The sequence below is a fragment of the Bacillus sp. FSL E2-8868 genome (assembly GCF_038005505.1).
GTDB classification, from domain to species: domain Bacteria; phylum Bacillota; class Bacilli; order Bacillales; family Bacillaceae_G; genus Bacillus_A; species Bacillus_A mycoides.
This window is the reverse complement of record NZ_JBBOTI010000003.1, coordinates 20152-36379: the sequence shown is the minus strand read 5'-3', so window position 1 is coordinate 36379 and position 16228 is coordinate 20152. Positions and strand designations below refer to the sequence as shown.

Sequence of the window (16228 nt, the reverse complement as noted above, 5' to 3'; positions counted from 1 at the left end):
TCTTTGTTTTAAAACTTTGCGCGTGGCAGGAAAAGGCACTGACGGATCCTATACATAGCCAGTCCCTCTCGGCCATTTAAAAAAATGCTTTTCTGTCGGTTTTTCATAGAATGACTGAGTAGTTACAAAAAATGAATAGAAAAAGGCTGTCTACTATGTAGGCAGCCTTTAAAGTATTAACCGTTATGATATTTGTACATCCAAAGAAGACCGGATTTTAATAATCTCGGTACACGTCCCATTAATGGTTGGTTTGCTAGTAAACCAAATCCGTGTTTTTTGCCGAGAGAACCGAGAACACCTTTTAATTTAATAACAGGCAGTTCATCAGGAAGGGGTTCATTATTCCAACGTTTTAATAATATTTGGACAATTTGCTCTCCTTGACCTTCAGCAAGTTGAGCAGATGGTGCGTGTGGAAGTGCTGCGCAATCTCCTACGACATAAACGTGCTCATCATTTGGAATATTGTGATATTTAGTTAAAACAACCCGTCCGCTACCATCTTGTTCAACTGGAAGGTTTCGAACAACTTCATTTGCTTGAATACCAGCTGTCCAGACGATTGCATCACATTCAAGTGGTTCATCATGGTTGTATACAATGTTTGGTTCCACTTTTGTAATGTCAGAGTTTCGTATAATGGTAACTTTATGTTTTACAAACCATTCTTCTACGTATCTACTTAATTTCTCTGGATATGGGAATAAAATTCTATCTTTTCGATCAAATAAATAGATTTTTAAATCTGAACGGCTTTCGCGAAGTTCACTTGCCACTTCAACGCCGCTTAAACCAGCCCCAACGACAGCTACTGTTGCATTTGGTTCTAAGCTATTTAATTGTTCATATGTCTTACGTGTTTGTTCAATTGATTGTAGGCTATGTGTATATTCCTTCGCCCCAGGAACGTTATGATATTTATCTTCACAGCCAAGCCCGATAATTAAATCATCATATTGAATCGTTTCACCGCCATCGAGATGAACGGCTTTCGTTTCGAGGTCAATATTTGTTATTGTTCCGTATTGAATATTGAGACGTGGGTGCTCAGGAAACGGTATGCGAATATGCGTTTCTGAAATTGTACCCGCAACTAATGCATAATATTCAGTTTTAAAGCAATGATATGGTACTTTGTCGATTAATGTCACTTGTACATCATCTGGAAGTTGGTTGCTTGGAAGTAGCCTCTGCAGAATTCTCATTCCACCGTAGCCGCCACCTAGTATTACGAGGTGTTTCATGATGGATTACCCCTTTTCTGTTGAAATATCCCCTAATCATACAATTTTATATTAATAAAATATTTTGACTTTACACAATCAAATTATATCGAATTTGTGAACAAATAACAATGCATGAATGAATACTCTGTTGTACAATAAGAAGAAAAGTAAAGTAAGTGGTTTTCATTTTCTAGTTACTATTTACTATTTCATTATGAGTAGTATGTTATATAAAGAAGACCATCTATTATGAAGTGAAATAGTGAAGTAACTAAATAGTTTAGAATATATAACGAAAACAACAAGAAACAGCTTAGTTTTCTTCTTATAAATAAAGTGGAATGGTAACAAGTAGAGAGGGTTACTTATCCGTTTCGCAAATTAGGTATGCACATACCATATAAAGTAAATGGTAATTTGTTTAGAGATACAGGGGGGGAGAGAGTTTTGATTAAACCATTAATCGAATTTTGTGTAGGTAACCTTGCAAGCGGTTCGCAAGCAGCTTTAGAAAAATTAGAAAAAGATCCTAATTTAGACGTAATGGAATATGGTTGTTTAGGATATTGTGGCATCTGTTTTGAAGGTCCATTTGCACTTGTAAATGGTGAAGTGGTACAAGGTGCAACAGTAGAAGAACTTGTAAATAATGTATATGATTATATGGATGAAAATCCAATGTTTTAAAGCGTTGCAAACAGGCAACGTTTTTCTTTTTTCATTTATCCCGCTATTTGCGGGCAGTAAGACTCTCACCTCAAAATTCAGCTGAAGCAAAGAAGTTAGGTTGAAGCCCTGTTGCCCGTCCCCCCACTGATTAAAGTTTCACTTTATTAGGAGTGTTTATTTCGAAAAAAAAGCCCTTTTAGAAGGGCTTTTTTCTTACACGATTTGTGTAAGAACGGCTTATTGCCAAAACACTGTCAAATATGAGAAACGGGGGACATTCATATTGTGTTCTAAAAGCATGCATTTTATACTTGAAATAATAAATTATTTTTGGAGTGAATAAAAATGAGCCAATTTTCTTTTACAAAAATGCATGGTCTTGGAAATAGTTATATATATGTAAATATGTTTGAGGAACAAATTAGAGAAGAAGATTTAGCAATTGTAGCGGAAAAGGTTTCAAATATTAATACTGGTATTGGTGCAGATGGAATGATTTTAATTTGTCCTTCTGACGTGGCACCAGTAAAAATGCGCATGTTTAATAACGATGGCTCAGAAGGAAAGAGCTGTGGAAATGGTTTACGCTGCGTAGCGAAATATGCGTATGAGCATAAACTAGTAGAAGGTAAAGTTTTCACAATTGAAACGTTAGCTGGTATTGTTACGGCAGAAGTAACGGTAGAAGATGACAAAGTTACATTAGCGAAAATCGACATGGGAGCACCTCGTTTAACACGTGAAGAGATACCGATGCTTGGTGAAGGAGAAACACCATTTATTCGTGAAAACTTCTTATACAATAATCACCGTTATGCATTTACAGCTGTTTCAATGGGGAATCCACATGCGGTTATTTTTGTTGATGATGTAGAAAAAGTGCCTCTTACAACGTTAGGACCGGTTCTTGAGACGCATGAAATGTTCCCAGAGCGAGTGAATGTTGAATTCATCGAGATTTTGAATGATGAAGAGATGAATTTCCGCGTTTGGGAACGAGGGTCTGGTGTAACACAAGCTTGCGGGACAGGAGCATGCGCAGCTGTCGTTGCGGCAATTTTAAATGGGAAAATGGAACACGGTAAAGAAATTACGGTTCACTTAGCAGGCGGCGACTTAATGATCGCATGGACAGAAGAAGGAAATGTATTAATGAAAGGACCTGCGGAAATAATTTGCCGCGGAGTGTATGAGTACAAGATAGAAGCGTAAAGATGTATAATAGAATGAGAACAGAAAGGATGGTGTATTTCATGATTGAAGTAACAGAACAAGCAGCTTTTCAAATTAAAGATATGTTAAAAGATGCTGAAGATGGAGAGAAGTACGTGCGCCTTGCTGTACATGGCGGCGGATGTAGTGGTCTTTCTTACGGCTTAGGATTTGAAGTAGAACCAAAAGAAGACGACACAGTTCTTGAGTTTTTCGGTGTTGAATTTGTTATCGATAAAGAAAGTGCTCCGATTGTAAAGGGAGTGAAAGTTGACTATAAGCAATCTATGCTTGGCGGCGGATTCACAATCGACAATCCGAACGCGATCGCATCATGTGGATGCGGATCATCTTTCCGTACAGCGTCGAATGCTGGTAAGCCAGAAGATTGCTAAGTTTTTTCATCCCTTTATTCTAAGTGGAAATTGAATGGGTAGGTTGCATATAAAGACCTTCTTAGCGATGAAACCAAATCGTTAGGAAGGTCTTTTCTTTTGCGCTAAAAAGAAAAAGAGCATGACAAAGATAACGAATATATGCAAGAAGAAGGCTAAAGAGGATGCATGAAGGTGCAGGCTATATCGAATTGTATAGAACTGACTCGTTCCATATTAATTAAAATACGCTGATTACTAGAAATTAAAAACTACCGGAGGAATTACAATGAAGTCATTTAAGAAAGTACTGGTATTAGGGATGACGTTGGTTACAGCATCAATATTTGGAGCTTGTTCTAACGATACAGACGTGTTAACAAAAGCGGGAGCAAAGCAACAAGTGAAATCGGAAGCGGAAGTACTAAAAGAACAGAAGGAAACCCCTATGACTACGAGCGAACGTGACAGCATTAAATATGAGGACGCTACATCGTCACAGAAGCGTTATATTTCTCGTGACGAAGCCGAAAAGATTGAGGAAGGCATGACATATACGGATATCCTTAACAAGATTAACTACGGTGGTGAGAACATAAAACATTATAATAACAAGGAAAAACGCGTGTTTTATACTGAAAAGGATACGGATGGTACATATGAAATTATGGTTGAATTAAATACATATGGTTACGTTGTTAATATTGAACGCACTGCTATAAAGGATGCGGATAAAGAGAGTCAGGTATCTACGAAAAGCAGTGAAGAGCCTGTAAAGAAATATGAAGAAAAAAACGACCGCGTACCGTGGTATAAAGATGTAAATAACGATTCGGCGGAAGTAGACTATAATCACTATTTGAAAATCAAAAAAGGTATGCCTGCGAATCAAGTAAAAGCTGCGATTGGACAGCCACGTATGATTGAGAAATATAAATCGTATTCAGTATACGGCTATACCGGTTATGGCGGCGAAGGAACATTACGTGTAATCTTCGAACCAAATGGAACTGTTACGCAGGTAGTAGAAGATGGATTACAACGATAATAAATTAATTACGGGAACAATTGCAGTAAAGTTGTCGGTGGCTTTATAAAGTCTTGGAGAGAGAACCGTGAGTAATCGGAGAGGACAATGATGAACGAAGATAAGATAACGATAATTATGCTAGCAGTATTAACGATAGCGTTAGTATTTGTTGGGGTTTCGTCCAAATTCAATAACCTCATTGTGGACGCTATCGCCGTACTATTTTTGTTGATAGCTACTGCAGTAGGCGCAGCGGTTGTAACAGAACGTAGATTGCGCAAAAAGAATGGGAAGTAGCAGTTTTTTGTACGAGCGGGAGGGACGCAAGATTGACGATGTTTTTGAATTCGTAAGGAGATATGTGATTAAACCTATAACTAGATTTGTAAGTTACATTGTAATAGATATCATAATAGAGTGCGTAATAGAAGGTGTAATAAGCGGTATAAGGAAATTACGTGATAAGATTCGTGACAAGTGGAAAAATTGGCGTGGAAGACGTTATTGGCGTTAATAGATTGTCATGACTAGGCTAGATGAGTGTCAATAACGTTTTCAATGAAAAAACACTGATTAAAGTTTTAATTTACTATCTTACAAAAGTGTAATGTTTATGTCATGTTTTTGAATTTCTTCTTTAAAGCTTAGGCCTTAAGATAACAATATAAGAAAAACATATGAGGTGAAGGAATTGAAAAGATATATTGCACTTTTTAGTATTTTAGTCGTATTTGCAAGCCTATTAGTTGGCTGTGATTTAAACCGTATGGGTAAAGATGAGTATTACGTTCAAATTACAGTAGATGGAAAAGAATATCATAGTAAAGCTGATAATGGTGAGAAGTTTAAAGATTACGAATATAAACTAACTGGTTTTGATAAAGACGGTAAAGAGAAAGAATTAGAATTCATAGCGCAAAAAAATCTTCGTAAAGAAGCATTCCTACGTGTATATCATTCAGATAAAAAGGGTGTATCTGCTTGGGAAGAAGTGAAGAAAGACGAGCTTCCTGCGAAAGTGAAAGAAAAATTAGGTGTGAAATAAGACAGATGGAAAAGGAATTGACGAACAGGGTCAATTCCTTTTTTTACTTTCAAAATCCTCTTCTGAAATGACTTTAAATCCGTGTCTTTTAAATAAAGCAGTTGTCACTCCGTAACCAGTTTGTTTATTGCCGTTAAATTCCCCTGTGTAAATAGTAGAACTACCACAAGATGGACTGCGTTCTTTTAAAATTATATATTCTGGGTTTAAATCTTTTATTTGTTCTAATGCTTTATAAGCACCACGCACGAAAGCTTCCGTGACATCTTGTCCTTCTTTCGTCATTACTTTTGCTTTTCCATCTAAAACATCATCGCCATTACCGCCGATAATTTCAGCAGAAGGGCGTGGTGTTGGTAAACCGCCTAATACTTCGGGACAAACAAGGATGGTATCTTCCCTCTGTAATAACTCTTCTATTTGTGAAACGAGATTATCGTTACCGTCATAACGACAAGCAATACCACCTAAACAAGCACTAATTACAATCATATTTTCATCTCCAATAAAGTGAAACTTTAATCAGTGGGGGTTTTGTCCATCCCCCACTGATTATTAGTTGAACCAATCGGGCTCTTACTGCCCGTTAATGCGGGATAAAAAAATATTAAATATCACGCCAATTGCTCTTCCTGACTCTTACCTATAAGTGAGGTGATAAAAATGGGAAGCTTATATAATTTAATGAAACCATATAGTCAATTTCGAAGTAAAGAAGAGTTTAATACATATCAAAAACAAGTTTTGAAGTGCTATCGATTTCAATTGAATAAAACGGATTCTATCATTATTCATTTTTTAGGAAAGTATGCAGTGAATGAGAAACAGAAAACAGTGGGAGTTGCTTGTCCGTTAATGGAGACGATTGCTACAAATGTTGGAAAGAGTATTCGTACGGTACGCCGCTCGATTGCAAAGTTAGAGGAACTAGGGATTATAAAGCGTGTTGCGACAAAAGAAAGATATAAGCGCGGCGGATATAGTGCAAACTTATATGTATTTCTTAAATCTGCAATTGACCGCATGGATGACCGTATGAAAATGTCCGCATGTGAAAGTGGTGATTGTGCAGATGGCTGTAGTGGAAACGAGCAAAAAAATGAGGAGGAAACAATTCTTTCTAAAAACATTCCACAAATAAAAGAGAAAAGAAAAGTAACGTACGAGCTTGATGAAACGTATTGTCGTCACGATATACCGAAGCCTTTTATATATGCACTGGTGCCGATGACGAGTAATCCGAAGAAGATTAATATATTTTGGAGTAAGGTGGAACTTGCTTATAAAAAGAGCGGATTACTAGAGCAAGGTGCTTTATTAGAGGGGATATTAGCTGATGAAGAAGCGTATGGAAATTTAATTTGGCGGGTGAAAAGTGTTGTGAGAGCGTATAAGTACGGAGAAATTCGTAAAGATGTTGGAGCACTATTGTATAGTACGATGCGAGATTTATTTTTAGAAATTGGATTAGAGTGGGGAGCGGCATTAAGGAGAAGTAAGGGAATACCGTTATTCGATCCATTTAAAAAAGAGCCATGCGTATAATACATGACTCCAAGTAGCTAATCGAACTTTCTTACAACTGGAACACGAATTGCTACAAATAGTACAAAGACGATAACAGCGATTGCACCGCTTTTCATAACCGTTACAATTGGAATGCCTATCCCAAGTGCAAGCGATGTAAATGCGTAAGAGAGCGGAATGAATCCCATCGATGAAAGCATGAGTAAACTCATAACGCGTCCCATCATCTCTTCTTTTACTGTTGATTGAATCATTGCCATAAGTGGAACGATAGCCATCGCAATTGTAATACCGTAAAACATTCCAGCTAATAACGCTTGCCAAAGTACGGTGCTAAAGTTGATGGCTAGGAAGAATACACCAGACAGTAGCATCATGATAATACAAAATAGACCACGTCTGCGGTTAATGTTTTTTAATCCGACAATGACAGCTCCTATCGCCATCCCGCCGCCAACAGACGCTTCTAAGTAACTAAACTGAAGTGAATCACCGTGCAGAACGTTTTTGACGAAGAGCGGGAAGCCTACTTGCATTGGACCGATTAAAAATAAATTTAAAAAGGCGCTACATATAAGGAAAGTTGAAAGAAATGGTGATTCTTTTACATATGAAATTCCCTCTTTAATAGAAGTAAACATGCCTTTATCTGTTTCATTTTTTTCGGGTACTGTAAATTGTATTTTTTGAACGAGTATCGCAGCGATAATGAGTAGCAGGATTGTAATTGAAAAGATTGTTTCATAGTTCGTAAATTTAATGAGAATACCGCCAAGTACAGGGCCCAAGATGACCGATCCTTGATTTGTCATTTGAGTAAGTGAATTTGCTTGTGTTAAACGGCTTTTTTCTACAAGTTCAGGCAGAATAGATCCATCTGCTGACCAGAAGAAAGCGTCAGCAAGTCCGAAGAACAAAGCGAACAAAGCAAATGTATATAGTGTTACATCACCGACGATGAACCAGGTGAGAATGGTTGCGACAAGAATAGCGCGAATAATATTAGAGTAAAACATAATATTTTTTTTCGGGAATTTATCAGCTAATGCACCGCCGATAATCATAAAGATGAGTCTTGGAACACTAAGAGCCACGAAAACAATACCGAGTGAAGCCTCAAGGTTTAATGTTTTTGCTATGTACCATGTTTGTGAAAAAGTAAAAAAGGCTAAAGCAAAACTTGAAAAAAGAGTAGCTGCCCAAAGAAAAAGGAAGTTCGTATTTTTTAATAACGGTTTTCCGCTTCCTTCTAAAGCAGATTTATTTTGTTGTAGTTCCTCCATATTGCTTCCTTTCTATGTACCAAATTTAGACTGAAAAACCTATTAACAATCGTTTTATCCCGCTATTTACGAGCAGTAAAACTCCCACCTCAAAATTGGGCTAGGGAAAAGAAGTTAGGCGGGAGTCGGGCTGCCCGTAAACGCCCGATTGGTGAAGGCTAATACTCAGTGGGGGATGAACAAAAACCTCTACTGAGTATAGTTTCACTTTATACAGTTTCTAATATTTCTATACTGCACTTTCTCATTGTAGACAATAATAATGAATTTGCACAGTGGCTATTTAACGACAAAAAAGAAGATACCAAAGGGTATCTTCTTTTTTGTCATTCACGCTAAAGCAATATAAATATCCACTTGTACGTTATTTGGATCTACTGCATTTTCGTCATAAAGCTCAAAGTCTGTTGTAAAAGCACGTTTGTTTTCTTTCGACCATTGCCAAATATATTCCCAAGTTTCACAAATGACTTCAGACACAGGACCTTTTCTCGTTGTAAATACCGCATACGTTGCAGTAGGTATTGTTAAGGCTGTCATATTTTCAGGAACGTCTTCTAATGAAGAAACAGGCATGCCAATAGTAAATTGATATGTACCAGTTTCATCTGATTCGTAGTTTGAGTAGAAAGCGAATGTTTCTTTTGTTTGTTGATTTGGGATGTGATGCATGATTTGTTCTTGGAAGTATTGGTTCCAAAGTTGTGGGATTTTCCCTTCAGTAGATGCCTCTTTTTCATTTGTCGTCGTAATAGAAACGCCGATTGCTTGGAAAGCTTCTTTCTTAATGATAATAGGTTCTTTCATTATAAAATTCCCCTCCATTGAATGAAACGTATGTTCTGTTTTATTGTAACATATTTTAGGAGTATGTGGTATTTTTTTCTAAAGTACATAGCTGTGAAGAAAGAGAGGTAATTTGGATTAGGGATCTTTATAACAAAAGAACTCCTTTCATGTAAAAGGAGTTCTTTTCATTTCTATATTAAAACATGCTTGAGCTATGCATTGGTTGAAGTTTTGCGTTTGGATCGAAGTAAGCTTTTGCATTGTTTACTGCTGTCGGTGCTTCACCAAAGCCGCAAGCAATGAGTTTTACTTTTCCTTCATATGTACAAATGTCACCAGCAGCGTAAATGCCAGGAATATTTGTTTCCATTTTTGAGTTCACGAGGATGCTGTTCTTTTGAATATCTAAGCCCCAATTTTTAATTGGACCAAGTGAAGAAACGAAGCCGTAGTTTACGATTACGTCATCAACATCGATGATAATTTTTTCTTCTGTTTTTACGTGCTGAAGAACAAGTTGTTCAATAGTATCATCACCGATAAGTTCAACTGGAACGTAAGGTGTGCTTACTTCTGCACGGGAATTCATTAAGCTTTCTACGCTATGTTCATGTGCACGGAATTTGTCGCGGCGATGAGCAATTGTAACTTTGTCCGCAATCGGTTCTAACATCATTGTCCAATCTACTGCTGAGTCACCACCGCCGAATACAACGACGCGTTTTCCAGCAAATTTATTCATATCATCAACGAAATAATGTAAGTTTTTCTTTTCATATTTTGCTGTGCCTTCTAATTCTAAGCGGCGTGGTTGGAAAGCACCATTACCAGCAGTAAGAATGACAGATTTAGAGTAGTGAGTTTGTTTATTTGTAACAAGCTTAAATATACCGTCAGCTTGTTTTTCAAGAGTATCAACAGCTTCTTCTAAGCAAACGGTTGGATCGAACTTTTTCATTTGTTCTTTTAAGTTATCAACTAACTCTTGTGCGCGCACTTTTGGGAATCCAGCTACATCATAAATATATTTTTCGGGATATAGTGCGGATAATTGCCCTCCAAGTTGAGGTAAGCTTTCAATAATTTTTACACTTGCTTGTCTCATTCCGCCATAAAATGCGGTGAATAGTCCCGTTGGGCCACCACCAATAATCGTTATGTCGTAAACTTTTTGATTTTCTGTCATTTTCATTCCCCCTATAGATGATGGAATTTTAATATTGATTTCATATATTGTTCATATGTACATGAAAATCCTGCAAATGATGACACTTTCAAATAAATGATAGCATATTTCAGTTAATAATACTTCTGGAAACGACTGAATAATAAGTAAGTTTGCGCATAGATGTTTTAGAATTGTATAAAATATAGCGAAAGGAAAATACATGAAAAAAAGGCTGAAAAACCCTTGAAAACGCTATGTTATTTTAAAATATTGATAATTCTCTAGGTGCTTGAATTATGGAATGAAACCGACTAATATAGGGAAGTATTATGTTAAATTTCTATGACAAATTTCGTACGATTTTTTGACTGCGTTTTGTTATGATATAGAATGTGATAAATTCCACATTCTTGACAAATAGAGTTTTTAGTACTTGGTATTATTTTTTATTACTATTATATAAAGAAAAGGGTTGTGATTTAGTGAAGACTCCAAAAATCGTAGTTTTAGGTGCAGGTTATGGCGGGATGATTACGACTGTTCGTCTGCAAAAAACATTATCTGTAAGTGAAGCTGAAATTACGTTAGTAAACAACAACAGCTATCACTACCAAGCAACTTGGTTACATGAGAGTGCAGCTGGTACATTACAAGATGATAAAATCTGTCTAGATATTCAAGACGTTATCGATACAAATAAAGTGAACTTTGTACAAGATACAGTAGTAGAGATTAAAGCTGCTGAAAAACGTATTATCTTAAAAGATGGTGAATTAGAGTATGATTACTTAGTAATCGGTCTTGGTTTCGAATCAGAAACGTTCGGAATTAAAGGATTAAAAGAGCATGCATTCTCAATCACTAACATTAATGCAACTCGTCAAATTCGTGAGCATATGGAAGAAAAATTCGCTCAATATGCGACTGAAAAACGTGATGAGTTAGTAACAATCGTTGTTGGTGGCGCTGGATTTACTGGTATCGAGTACGTAGGTGAGCTTGCAAACCGTATTCCTGAACTTTGCAAAGAGTATGATGTTCCACGTGAAAAAGCACGTATCATCTGTGTAGAAGCTGCTCCAACAGCACTTCCTGGTTTCGATCCAGCATTAGTAGAGTACGCTGTAAAACAACTTGAGAAAAAAGGTGTAGAATTCCGCATCGGTACAGCAATTAAGGAAGCAACTGAAGAAGGTATTATCGTTGCCAACGGTGATGATGCTGAACTTCTTAAATCTGAAACTGTAGTTTGGGCTGCAGGTGTTCGTGGTAATGGTATTGTGGAAGAGTCTGGATTTGAAGCAATGCGCGGACGTATTAAAGTGGATGAGTACATGCACGCTCCAGGTCATGAAGATGTATTCATGGTTGGTGATGCAGCGTTAATCATCAACGAAGAAATTAACCGTCCATACCCACCAACAGCACAGATTGCAATTCAAGAAGGTTATAATATTGCACACAATTTAACTGTGTTAGTTCGTGGCAAAGGTGAAATGAAAAAGTTCGCATTTGATAATAAAGGATCTGTATGTTCATTAGGTCATGACGATGCAATGGGCGTTGTTATGGGTAAAAAGTTAACAGGTTGGAAAGCTTCATTCATGAAGAAAGTAATCGACAACCGTTACTTATTCTTACTAGGCGGACCTTTATTAGTTCTTAAAAAAGGTAAATTGAAGTTCTTTTAATATATAGTAGAAAAAGCAGAAACGGCTATGAGCTGTTTCTGCTTTTTTCGTATTGAAAATATAGTATAATATATAAAAAAGAAAGAATATTCTGTTCGTTTTGATGGAGGAGGTTATATCATGGGGAAGCGAGGGAAAGTGTGGTTAGCTGTCAGTGGCTTAGTAGCTACAGAAGATGGGAGATGGCTATTCGTTAAGAAAAAATACGGTGGATTGAAAGGGCAATGGTCTTTACCTGCTGGTTTTGTTAATGAAGGGGAGACTGTTGATGAAGCTGTGAAACGTGAAATTTTGGAAGAGACAGGCATTGTTGCTCATGTAAAGGGGATTATTGGTATTCGCTCAGGTGTTATTCATAATGAAATTAGTGATAATATGATTATTTTTCTTCTAGAGCCAGAGGGAGAAGACGTTATCGTACAGGAGAAAGAATTGTCGGAAGTAGCTTTTTTACATCCGGAAAATATTGCAGATGATCAAAATACTTCTGTACTCATCAAATATTTATTAGAAGGAAGAGCAGAGTCGCATTTTGAAATGGACAAAACATTAAATCCAGGAGAGCAATTTGGTTATACGGCTTATCATGTGTTTACGGCGTATGCGAAGGAGAGGGAGAAGAAGTGAGTATACCGGTACTACTTATTTCAATGATGTTGTTCTTTATTTTATTTTTTGGAATTGGATTTTTACTCAACATGATTTTGCGAGCTACGTGGGTAATGGTTATTGTATATCCGATTATTTGTATGCTTATTATTAATAAAGCGAGTGTATGGGACTATTTTTCAAAGCCAAAAGAAACATTTTCTTCATTTGGGACAAGTGTATCGCATTTAGGACACGCAGATGTGTTTATTCTATCTACTGGATTAGTAGGTGCTGCTTTAGCAGGAATCATAATTAAAAAACTTCGGAAAAGTGGATATCAAATGTTTTAATCTCCAATCAATTTGGAGATTATTTTTTTGCATATTCCTTCATCGTATAGGGAATGATTAACGATGAAGGAGTGTGGAATATAAAAATGTTAAAACGATATTGTATTCGCATTATGATGACTTGTTTACTTGCATTCGCATTATGCGTAACATGGCAGGCTTTCACAGGAGTTTCTTTATTAGAGATTATAAAATCATATGAAGGAACAAGTGTAAAAGAAGTACATGCAGCAGAAATTGAGAAAAAAATTGCTCCGAGTAAAGAAGTGATAAATGCTTTAGAGCAGGCAAATGACTGGTCTAAATATCGTGTTATAGAAATGACTGCAACTGGTTATACATCAGGTATAGAGTCAACTGGAAAGAGGCCGGGGCATCCAGAGTATGGCATTACATATTCAGGTGTTAAAGCAAAAAGGGATTTATATTCCACAATCGCTGCCGATTTACGCGTATTCCCGCTTGGGACAATTCTATTCGTGCCAGGTTACGGATATGGTGTTGTAGCTGATAAGGGCGGTGCTATAAAAGGAAATCGTCTCGATTTATATTATGATACGGTGAAAGATGTTTATAGCCAATGGGGTAAGAAAAAAGTAAATGTGTATATAGTGAAAATAGGAAATGGTAAGTTTTCGGAAGAAGAGTTAACGATGTTAAATCAAGACGAAACGATGCAAGTGTTTCGTGGACAATATTTAAAACAAAGATAGTCTAGTGGTAATAACGCTAGACTTTTTTCTTGTCTTATTTCATGGTAGAAGATATTGGAGATAGCATCTTTATCCTGCTATTTGCGGCCGGTAAAACCCCCACCTCAAAATTCAGCTGGAGCAAAGAAGGTAGGTGGGAGCCCTGCTGCCCGTAAACGCCCGATTGGTGCGGGCTGATTATAGTTTTACTTTATATGAAATGACAGAATTTAGAATTGTCGCATTTTATCGAAAATAAAGTTATAATGGACGTAGAGAAATTTAGGGGGTCTGAACATGTTTCGAGTACAAAAAGAATTAGTAAGTCATGAAGTGGTAATTGTTGCCTTATTTGAAGAAGATAAAACGAGTAGCTTTGTACAAGAACTGGATAAAGCGTTTGAAGGACAATTACAAGTTTTATTAGAAGAAAAAGAACTTTCAACTAAGAAGAAAGTCATTTCAAAAGTACATAGCTTAGGAAAAACAAATGTTAAACGTTATTATTTTGTTGGTTTAGGTAAGAAAGAGTCATATACAACGGAAACGTTACGTGCTGCTCTTGGTAAGGCGTTTAAAGCGTTACAAGCAGCAAAAGTACAAGATGCAGCAATCTTGCTTGATTCTTTCGTGACAGAGAAATTAGATGCGATTGATGTAGCTCATATTGCAGCAGAAGTACAAGGTCTTGGTACATATGAGTTACAAACGTATAAATCAGATAAAAAGGATCGTGTGGAACTAGAGAAGTTCACGGCTATTACAGCGGAAGATGCACAAGAAATTGAAGCTGCATTAACAGTTGGCTACGTACATGGACGTGCAACGAATTCAGCTCGTACACTTGTAAATATGCCGCCAAACGTATTAACAGCGACAAAGCTTGCTGAGTATGCAGTTGAATTAGCAGAAAAATACGATATGGATTATAAGGTTCTTGAGAAAGAAGAGATGGAAGAGCTTGGTATGGGTGCATTACTTGCAGTAAACCAAGGATCTACTGAACCGCCAAAAATGATCGCTCTTATTTATAAAGGAAAAGAAGAGTGGAAAGATGTAATTGGATTTGTTGGAAAAGGGATTACATATGATACAGGCGGTTATTCTTTAAAACCACGTGAAGGCATGGTTGGTATGAAAGGTGATATGGGCGGAGCTGCAGCTGTTCTTGGCGCGATGGAGATCATCGGTGAACTTCGCCCCGAGCAAAATGTAATTGCTGTTATTCCATCAACTGACAACGTTGTAAGTGGTACAGCATTTAAGCCAGATGATGTTATTACATCTATGAGCGGAAAAACAATTGAAGTATTAAATACAGATGCAGAAGGTCGCCTAGCGTTAGCTGACGGTATTACGTATGCGAAGAAACTTGGCGCAAATTACTTAGTTGATGTTGCAACATTAACAGGCGGTGTAATTGTTGCACTTGGAAATCATACAACAGGCGCGATGACAAATAATGAAGAATTGTTTGAACAAGTGTTAGAGGCTTCTATGGAAACGGATGAGCCAATTTGGCAATTGCCGATTTTTGAACGTGATAAAGAACGTGTCAAAAACAGTAAATTTGCTGATTTAAATAACTCACCAGGCCGTGAAGGACATGCGGTTATGGCTGGGGCATTCCTTGGTGAATTTGCAGAAGAAACACCATGGGTACACTTAGACATCGCTGGAACATCTGAAACATCAGGAGCACATGATTTAGGACCATCTGGAGCAACAGGTGCAATGGTGCGTACACTTGCAACACTTGTTGAGCGTTTCGGAGAAGAATAATTTTTGAAGAAAGGGCTGTCTCAAATTTTTGGGATAGCCTTTTCTTATTGATATGGTATGACTATTGTAAGTTTTTGTCGGTAAGTCGATACTCCTTGTCGAAACGTCGATATATTTGGAGTTACGGTTGATATAATTTCATTTACTATTTTACCGTTTCAAAAAGTGCTACATAGTGAAAGATTCGTCCTATAAAGAAATCGTATATAACGTCCCGCCTAAAGCGAATGAAGTACGCCCTGTTTCCTCAGAGACAACTAATATAAGTGCATCAATTTTCTCGGATAAGCCAATTGCAGCCCTATGACGTGTTCCTAGCTCAGGATTGATTTCCATGCTTTTTGTTAATGGGAGAATATTAGCTGCTGAGACAATATGATTATTTTTAATGAGAACGGCTCCGTCATGAAGAGGGTTCCCTGGATAAAAAATCGATTCAAGTAGTGGCGCGGTTAAGTGTGCGTTTAATGTCGTTCCAGTTTGAATGAAAGAATCAAGAGCGTCACTTCGTTCCACAATAATAAGAGCACCGTGTTTTCGAGCGCTTAAATGTTGGACAGCTGTAGTGATGAAATGTGAACTTTCCGTATAAGGTGATAAATATGCTTGAATATAATATGTAGCTGCTAACGTCTGTACATTTGTTAACATATGATGAATATCTTCCATTTTACATAAAATACATTCATCTTCTTTATCGATTGCATGCTTCATGTTTGATAATTCTTTTTCAGCAATTTCAATCATCTGCTTTGTTTTTATTTTGAGCTCTTCTGACAAGCCCCATTCTTGCATA

At 37.0% G+C, this 16228-nt stretch carries 19 protein-coding genes; 13 read left to right on the top strand and 6 right to left on the bottom strand.

Annotated elements, in window-relative coordinates; translation table 11 throughout:
• Positions 1 to 176 precede the first annotated feature (176 nt).
• Positions 177 to 1247: an NAD(P)/FAD-dependent oxidoreductase gene (locus NSS74_RS21320; protein ID WP_340814288.1), complete on the bottom strand. Its 1071-nt coding sequence runs from the start codon at positions 1245 to 1247 to the stop codon at positions 177 to 179.
• A 429-nt stretch (positions 1248 to 1676) separates the two neighbouring features.
• Between NSS74_RS21320 and NSS74_RS21315 the strand changes: the two genes are divergently transcribed.
• The 7 genes from NSS74_RS21315 to NSS74_RS21285 all read left to right on the top strand — a co-directional run bounded on the left by NSS74_RS21315 (position 1677) and on the right by NSS74_RS21285 (position 5559).
• Positions 1677 to 1916, top strand: coding sequence for a YuzB family protein (locus NSS74_RS21315; RefSeq protein ID WP_002015892.1), 240 nt, complete (start codon positions 1677 to 1679; stop codon positions 1914 to 1916).
• A 327-nt stretch (positions 1917 to 2243) separates the two neighbouring features.
• Complete coding sequence (gene dapF / locus NSS74_RS21310) at positions 2244 to 3110, top strand: diaminopimelate epimerase (RefSeq protein WP_061690099.1); 867 nt, start codon at positions 2244 to 2246, stop codon at positions 3108 to 3110.
• Between the two features lie 41 nt (positions 3111 to 3151).
• On the top strand, positions 3152 to 3505 hold the full coding sequence (locus NSS74_RS21305) for a HesB/IscA family protein (RefSeq protein WP_002034566.1): 354 nt from the start codon (positions 3152 to 3154) through the stop codon (positions 3503 to 3505).
• A gap of 268 nt (positions 3506 to 3773) precedes the next feature.
• Positions 3774 to 4532 carry a hypothetical protein gene (locus NSS74_RS21300; RefSeq protein ID WP_061690100.1) on the top strand — a complete coding sequence of 253 codons (759 nt, stop codon included), beginning with the start codon at positions 3774 to 3776 and terminating at the stop codon, positions 4530 to 4532.
• 87 nt (positions 4533 to 4619) lie between these two features.
• Complete coding sequence (locus NSS74_RS21295; RefSeq protein WP_061690101.1) at positions 4620 to 4811, top strand: hypothetical protein; 192 nt, start codon at positions 4620 to 4622, stop codon at positions 4809 to 4811.
• On the top strand, positions 4801 to 5028 hold the full coding sequence (locus NSS74_RS21290; RefSeq protein ID WP_080449970.1) for a hypothetical protein: 228 nt from the start codon (positions 4801 to 4803) through the stop codon (positions 5026 to 5028). Before NSS74_RS21295 ends, NSS74_RS21290 begins: the two co-directional genes overlap by 11 nt.
• 177 nt (positions 5029 to 5205) lie before the next feature.
• A complete protein-coding gene (locus tag NSS74_RS21285) occupies positions 5206 to 5559 on the top strand; it encodes a YxeA family protein (RefSeq protein ID WP_061690102.1) in 354 nt (117 codons plus the stop codon).
• Between the two features lie 30 nt (positions 5560 to 5589).
• Here NSS74_RS21285 and NSS74_RS21280 read toward each other — a convergent pair whose 3' ends face one another.
• The gene (locus tag NSS74_RS21280) at positions 5590 to 6051 is read right to left on the bottom strand and encodes a DUF523 domain-containing protein (RefSeq protein WP_002089319.1); all 462 of its coding nucleotides are present in this window, start codon (positions 6049 to 6051) and stop codon (positions 5590 to 5592) included.
• Between the two features lie 171 nt (positions 6052 to 6222).
• On the opposite strand from NSS74_RS21280, the gene NSS74_RS21275 reads away from it, so the two are divergent.
• Positions 6223 to 7104, top strand: coding sequence for a helix-turn-helix domain-containing protein (locus tag NSS74_RS21275; RefSeq protein ID WP_061690103.1), 882 nt, complete (start codon positions 6223 to 6225; stop codon positions 7102 to 7104).
• A 17-nt stretch (positions 7105 to 7121) separates the two neighbouring features.
• Here the strand turns inward: NSS74_RS21275 and NSS74_RS21270 are convergent, their stop codons facing one another.
• The 3 genes from NSS74_RS21270 to NSS74_RS21260 form a co-directional block, all read right to left on the bottom strand.
• Positions 7122 to 8369: an MFS transporter gene (locus NSS74_RS21270; RefSeq protein ID WP_002034542.1), complete on the bottom strand. Its 1248-nt coding sequence runs from the start codon at positions 8367 to 8369 to the stop codon at positions 7122 to 7124.
• Between the two features lie 330 nt (positions 8370 to 8699).
• Positions 8700 to 9176, bottom strand: a complete 477-nt coding sequence (locus NSS74_RS21265) for a GyrI-like domain-containing protein (RefSeq protein ID WP_061690104.1) — start codon at positions 9174 to 9176, stop codon at positions 8700 to 8702.
• Positions 9177 to 9354: 178 nt separating this feature from the next.
• On the bottom strand, positions 9355 to 10344 hold the full coding sequence (locus tag NSS74_RS21260) for an NAD(P)/FAD-dependent oxidoreductase (RefSeq protein WP_340814280.1): 990 nt from the start codon (positions 10342 to 10344) through the stop codon (positions 9355 to 9357).
• A 464-nt stretch (positions 10345 to 10808) separates the two neighbouring features.
• Here NSS74_RS21260 and NSS74_RS21255 point away from each other — a divergent pair, with 464 nt between their 5' ends.
• The 5 genes from NSS74_RS21255 (at position 10809) to pepA (ending at position 15432) form a co-directional block, all read left to right on the top strand.
• A complete protein-coding gene (locus tag NSS74_RS21255; protein ID WP_002067919.1) occupies positions 10809 to 12017 on the top strand; it encodes an NAD(P)/FAD-dependent oxidoreductase in 1209 nt (402 codons plus the stop codon).
• 120 nt (positions 12018 to 12137) lie between these two features.
• Positions 12138 to 12644 carry an NUDIX hydrolase gene (locus tag NSS74_RS21250; protein WP_002015875.1) on the top strand — a complete coding sequence of 169 codons (507 nt, stop codon included), beginning with the start codon at positions 12138 to 12140 and terminating at the stop codon, positions 12642 to 12644.
• Entirely contained in the window at positions 12641 to 12958 is a 318-nt protein-coding gene (locus NSS74_RS21245) for a YuiB family protein (RefSeq protein ID WP_002089308.1), read from the top strand. Before NSS74_RS21250 ends, NSS74_RS21245 begins: the two co-directional genes overlap by 4 nt.
• An 86-nt stretch (positions 12959 to 13044) precedes the next feature.
• Positions 13045 to 13671 (top strand): 3D domain-containing protein, encoded by a 627-nt coding sequence (locus NSS74_RS21240; protein WP_061690119.1) that lies wholly within the window; start codon positions 13045 to 13047, stop codon positions 13669 to 13671.
• Between the two features lie 276 nt (positions 13672 to 13947).
• Complete coding sequence (gene pepA, locus NSS74_RS21235) at positions 13948 to 15432, top strand: cytosol aminopeptidase (protein WP_061690106.1); 1485 nt, start codon at positions 13948 to 13950, stop codon at positions 15430 to 15432.
• Positions 15433 to 15621: 189 nt separating this feature from the next.
• On the opposite strand, the gene cdaS is transcribed toward pepA, so the two are convergent.
• A complete protein-coding gene (gene cdaS / locus NSS74_RS21230) occupies positions 15622 to 16227 on the bottom strand; it encodes a sporulation-specific diadenylate cyclase CdaS (RefSeq protein WP_002067925.1) in 606 nt (201 codons plus the stop codon).
• Position 16228: the final 1 nt, after the last annotated feature.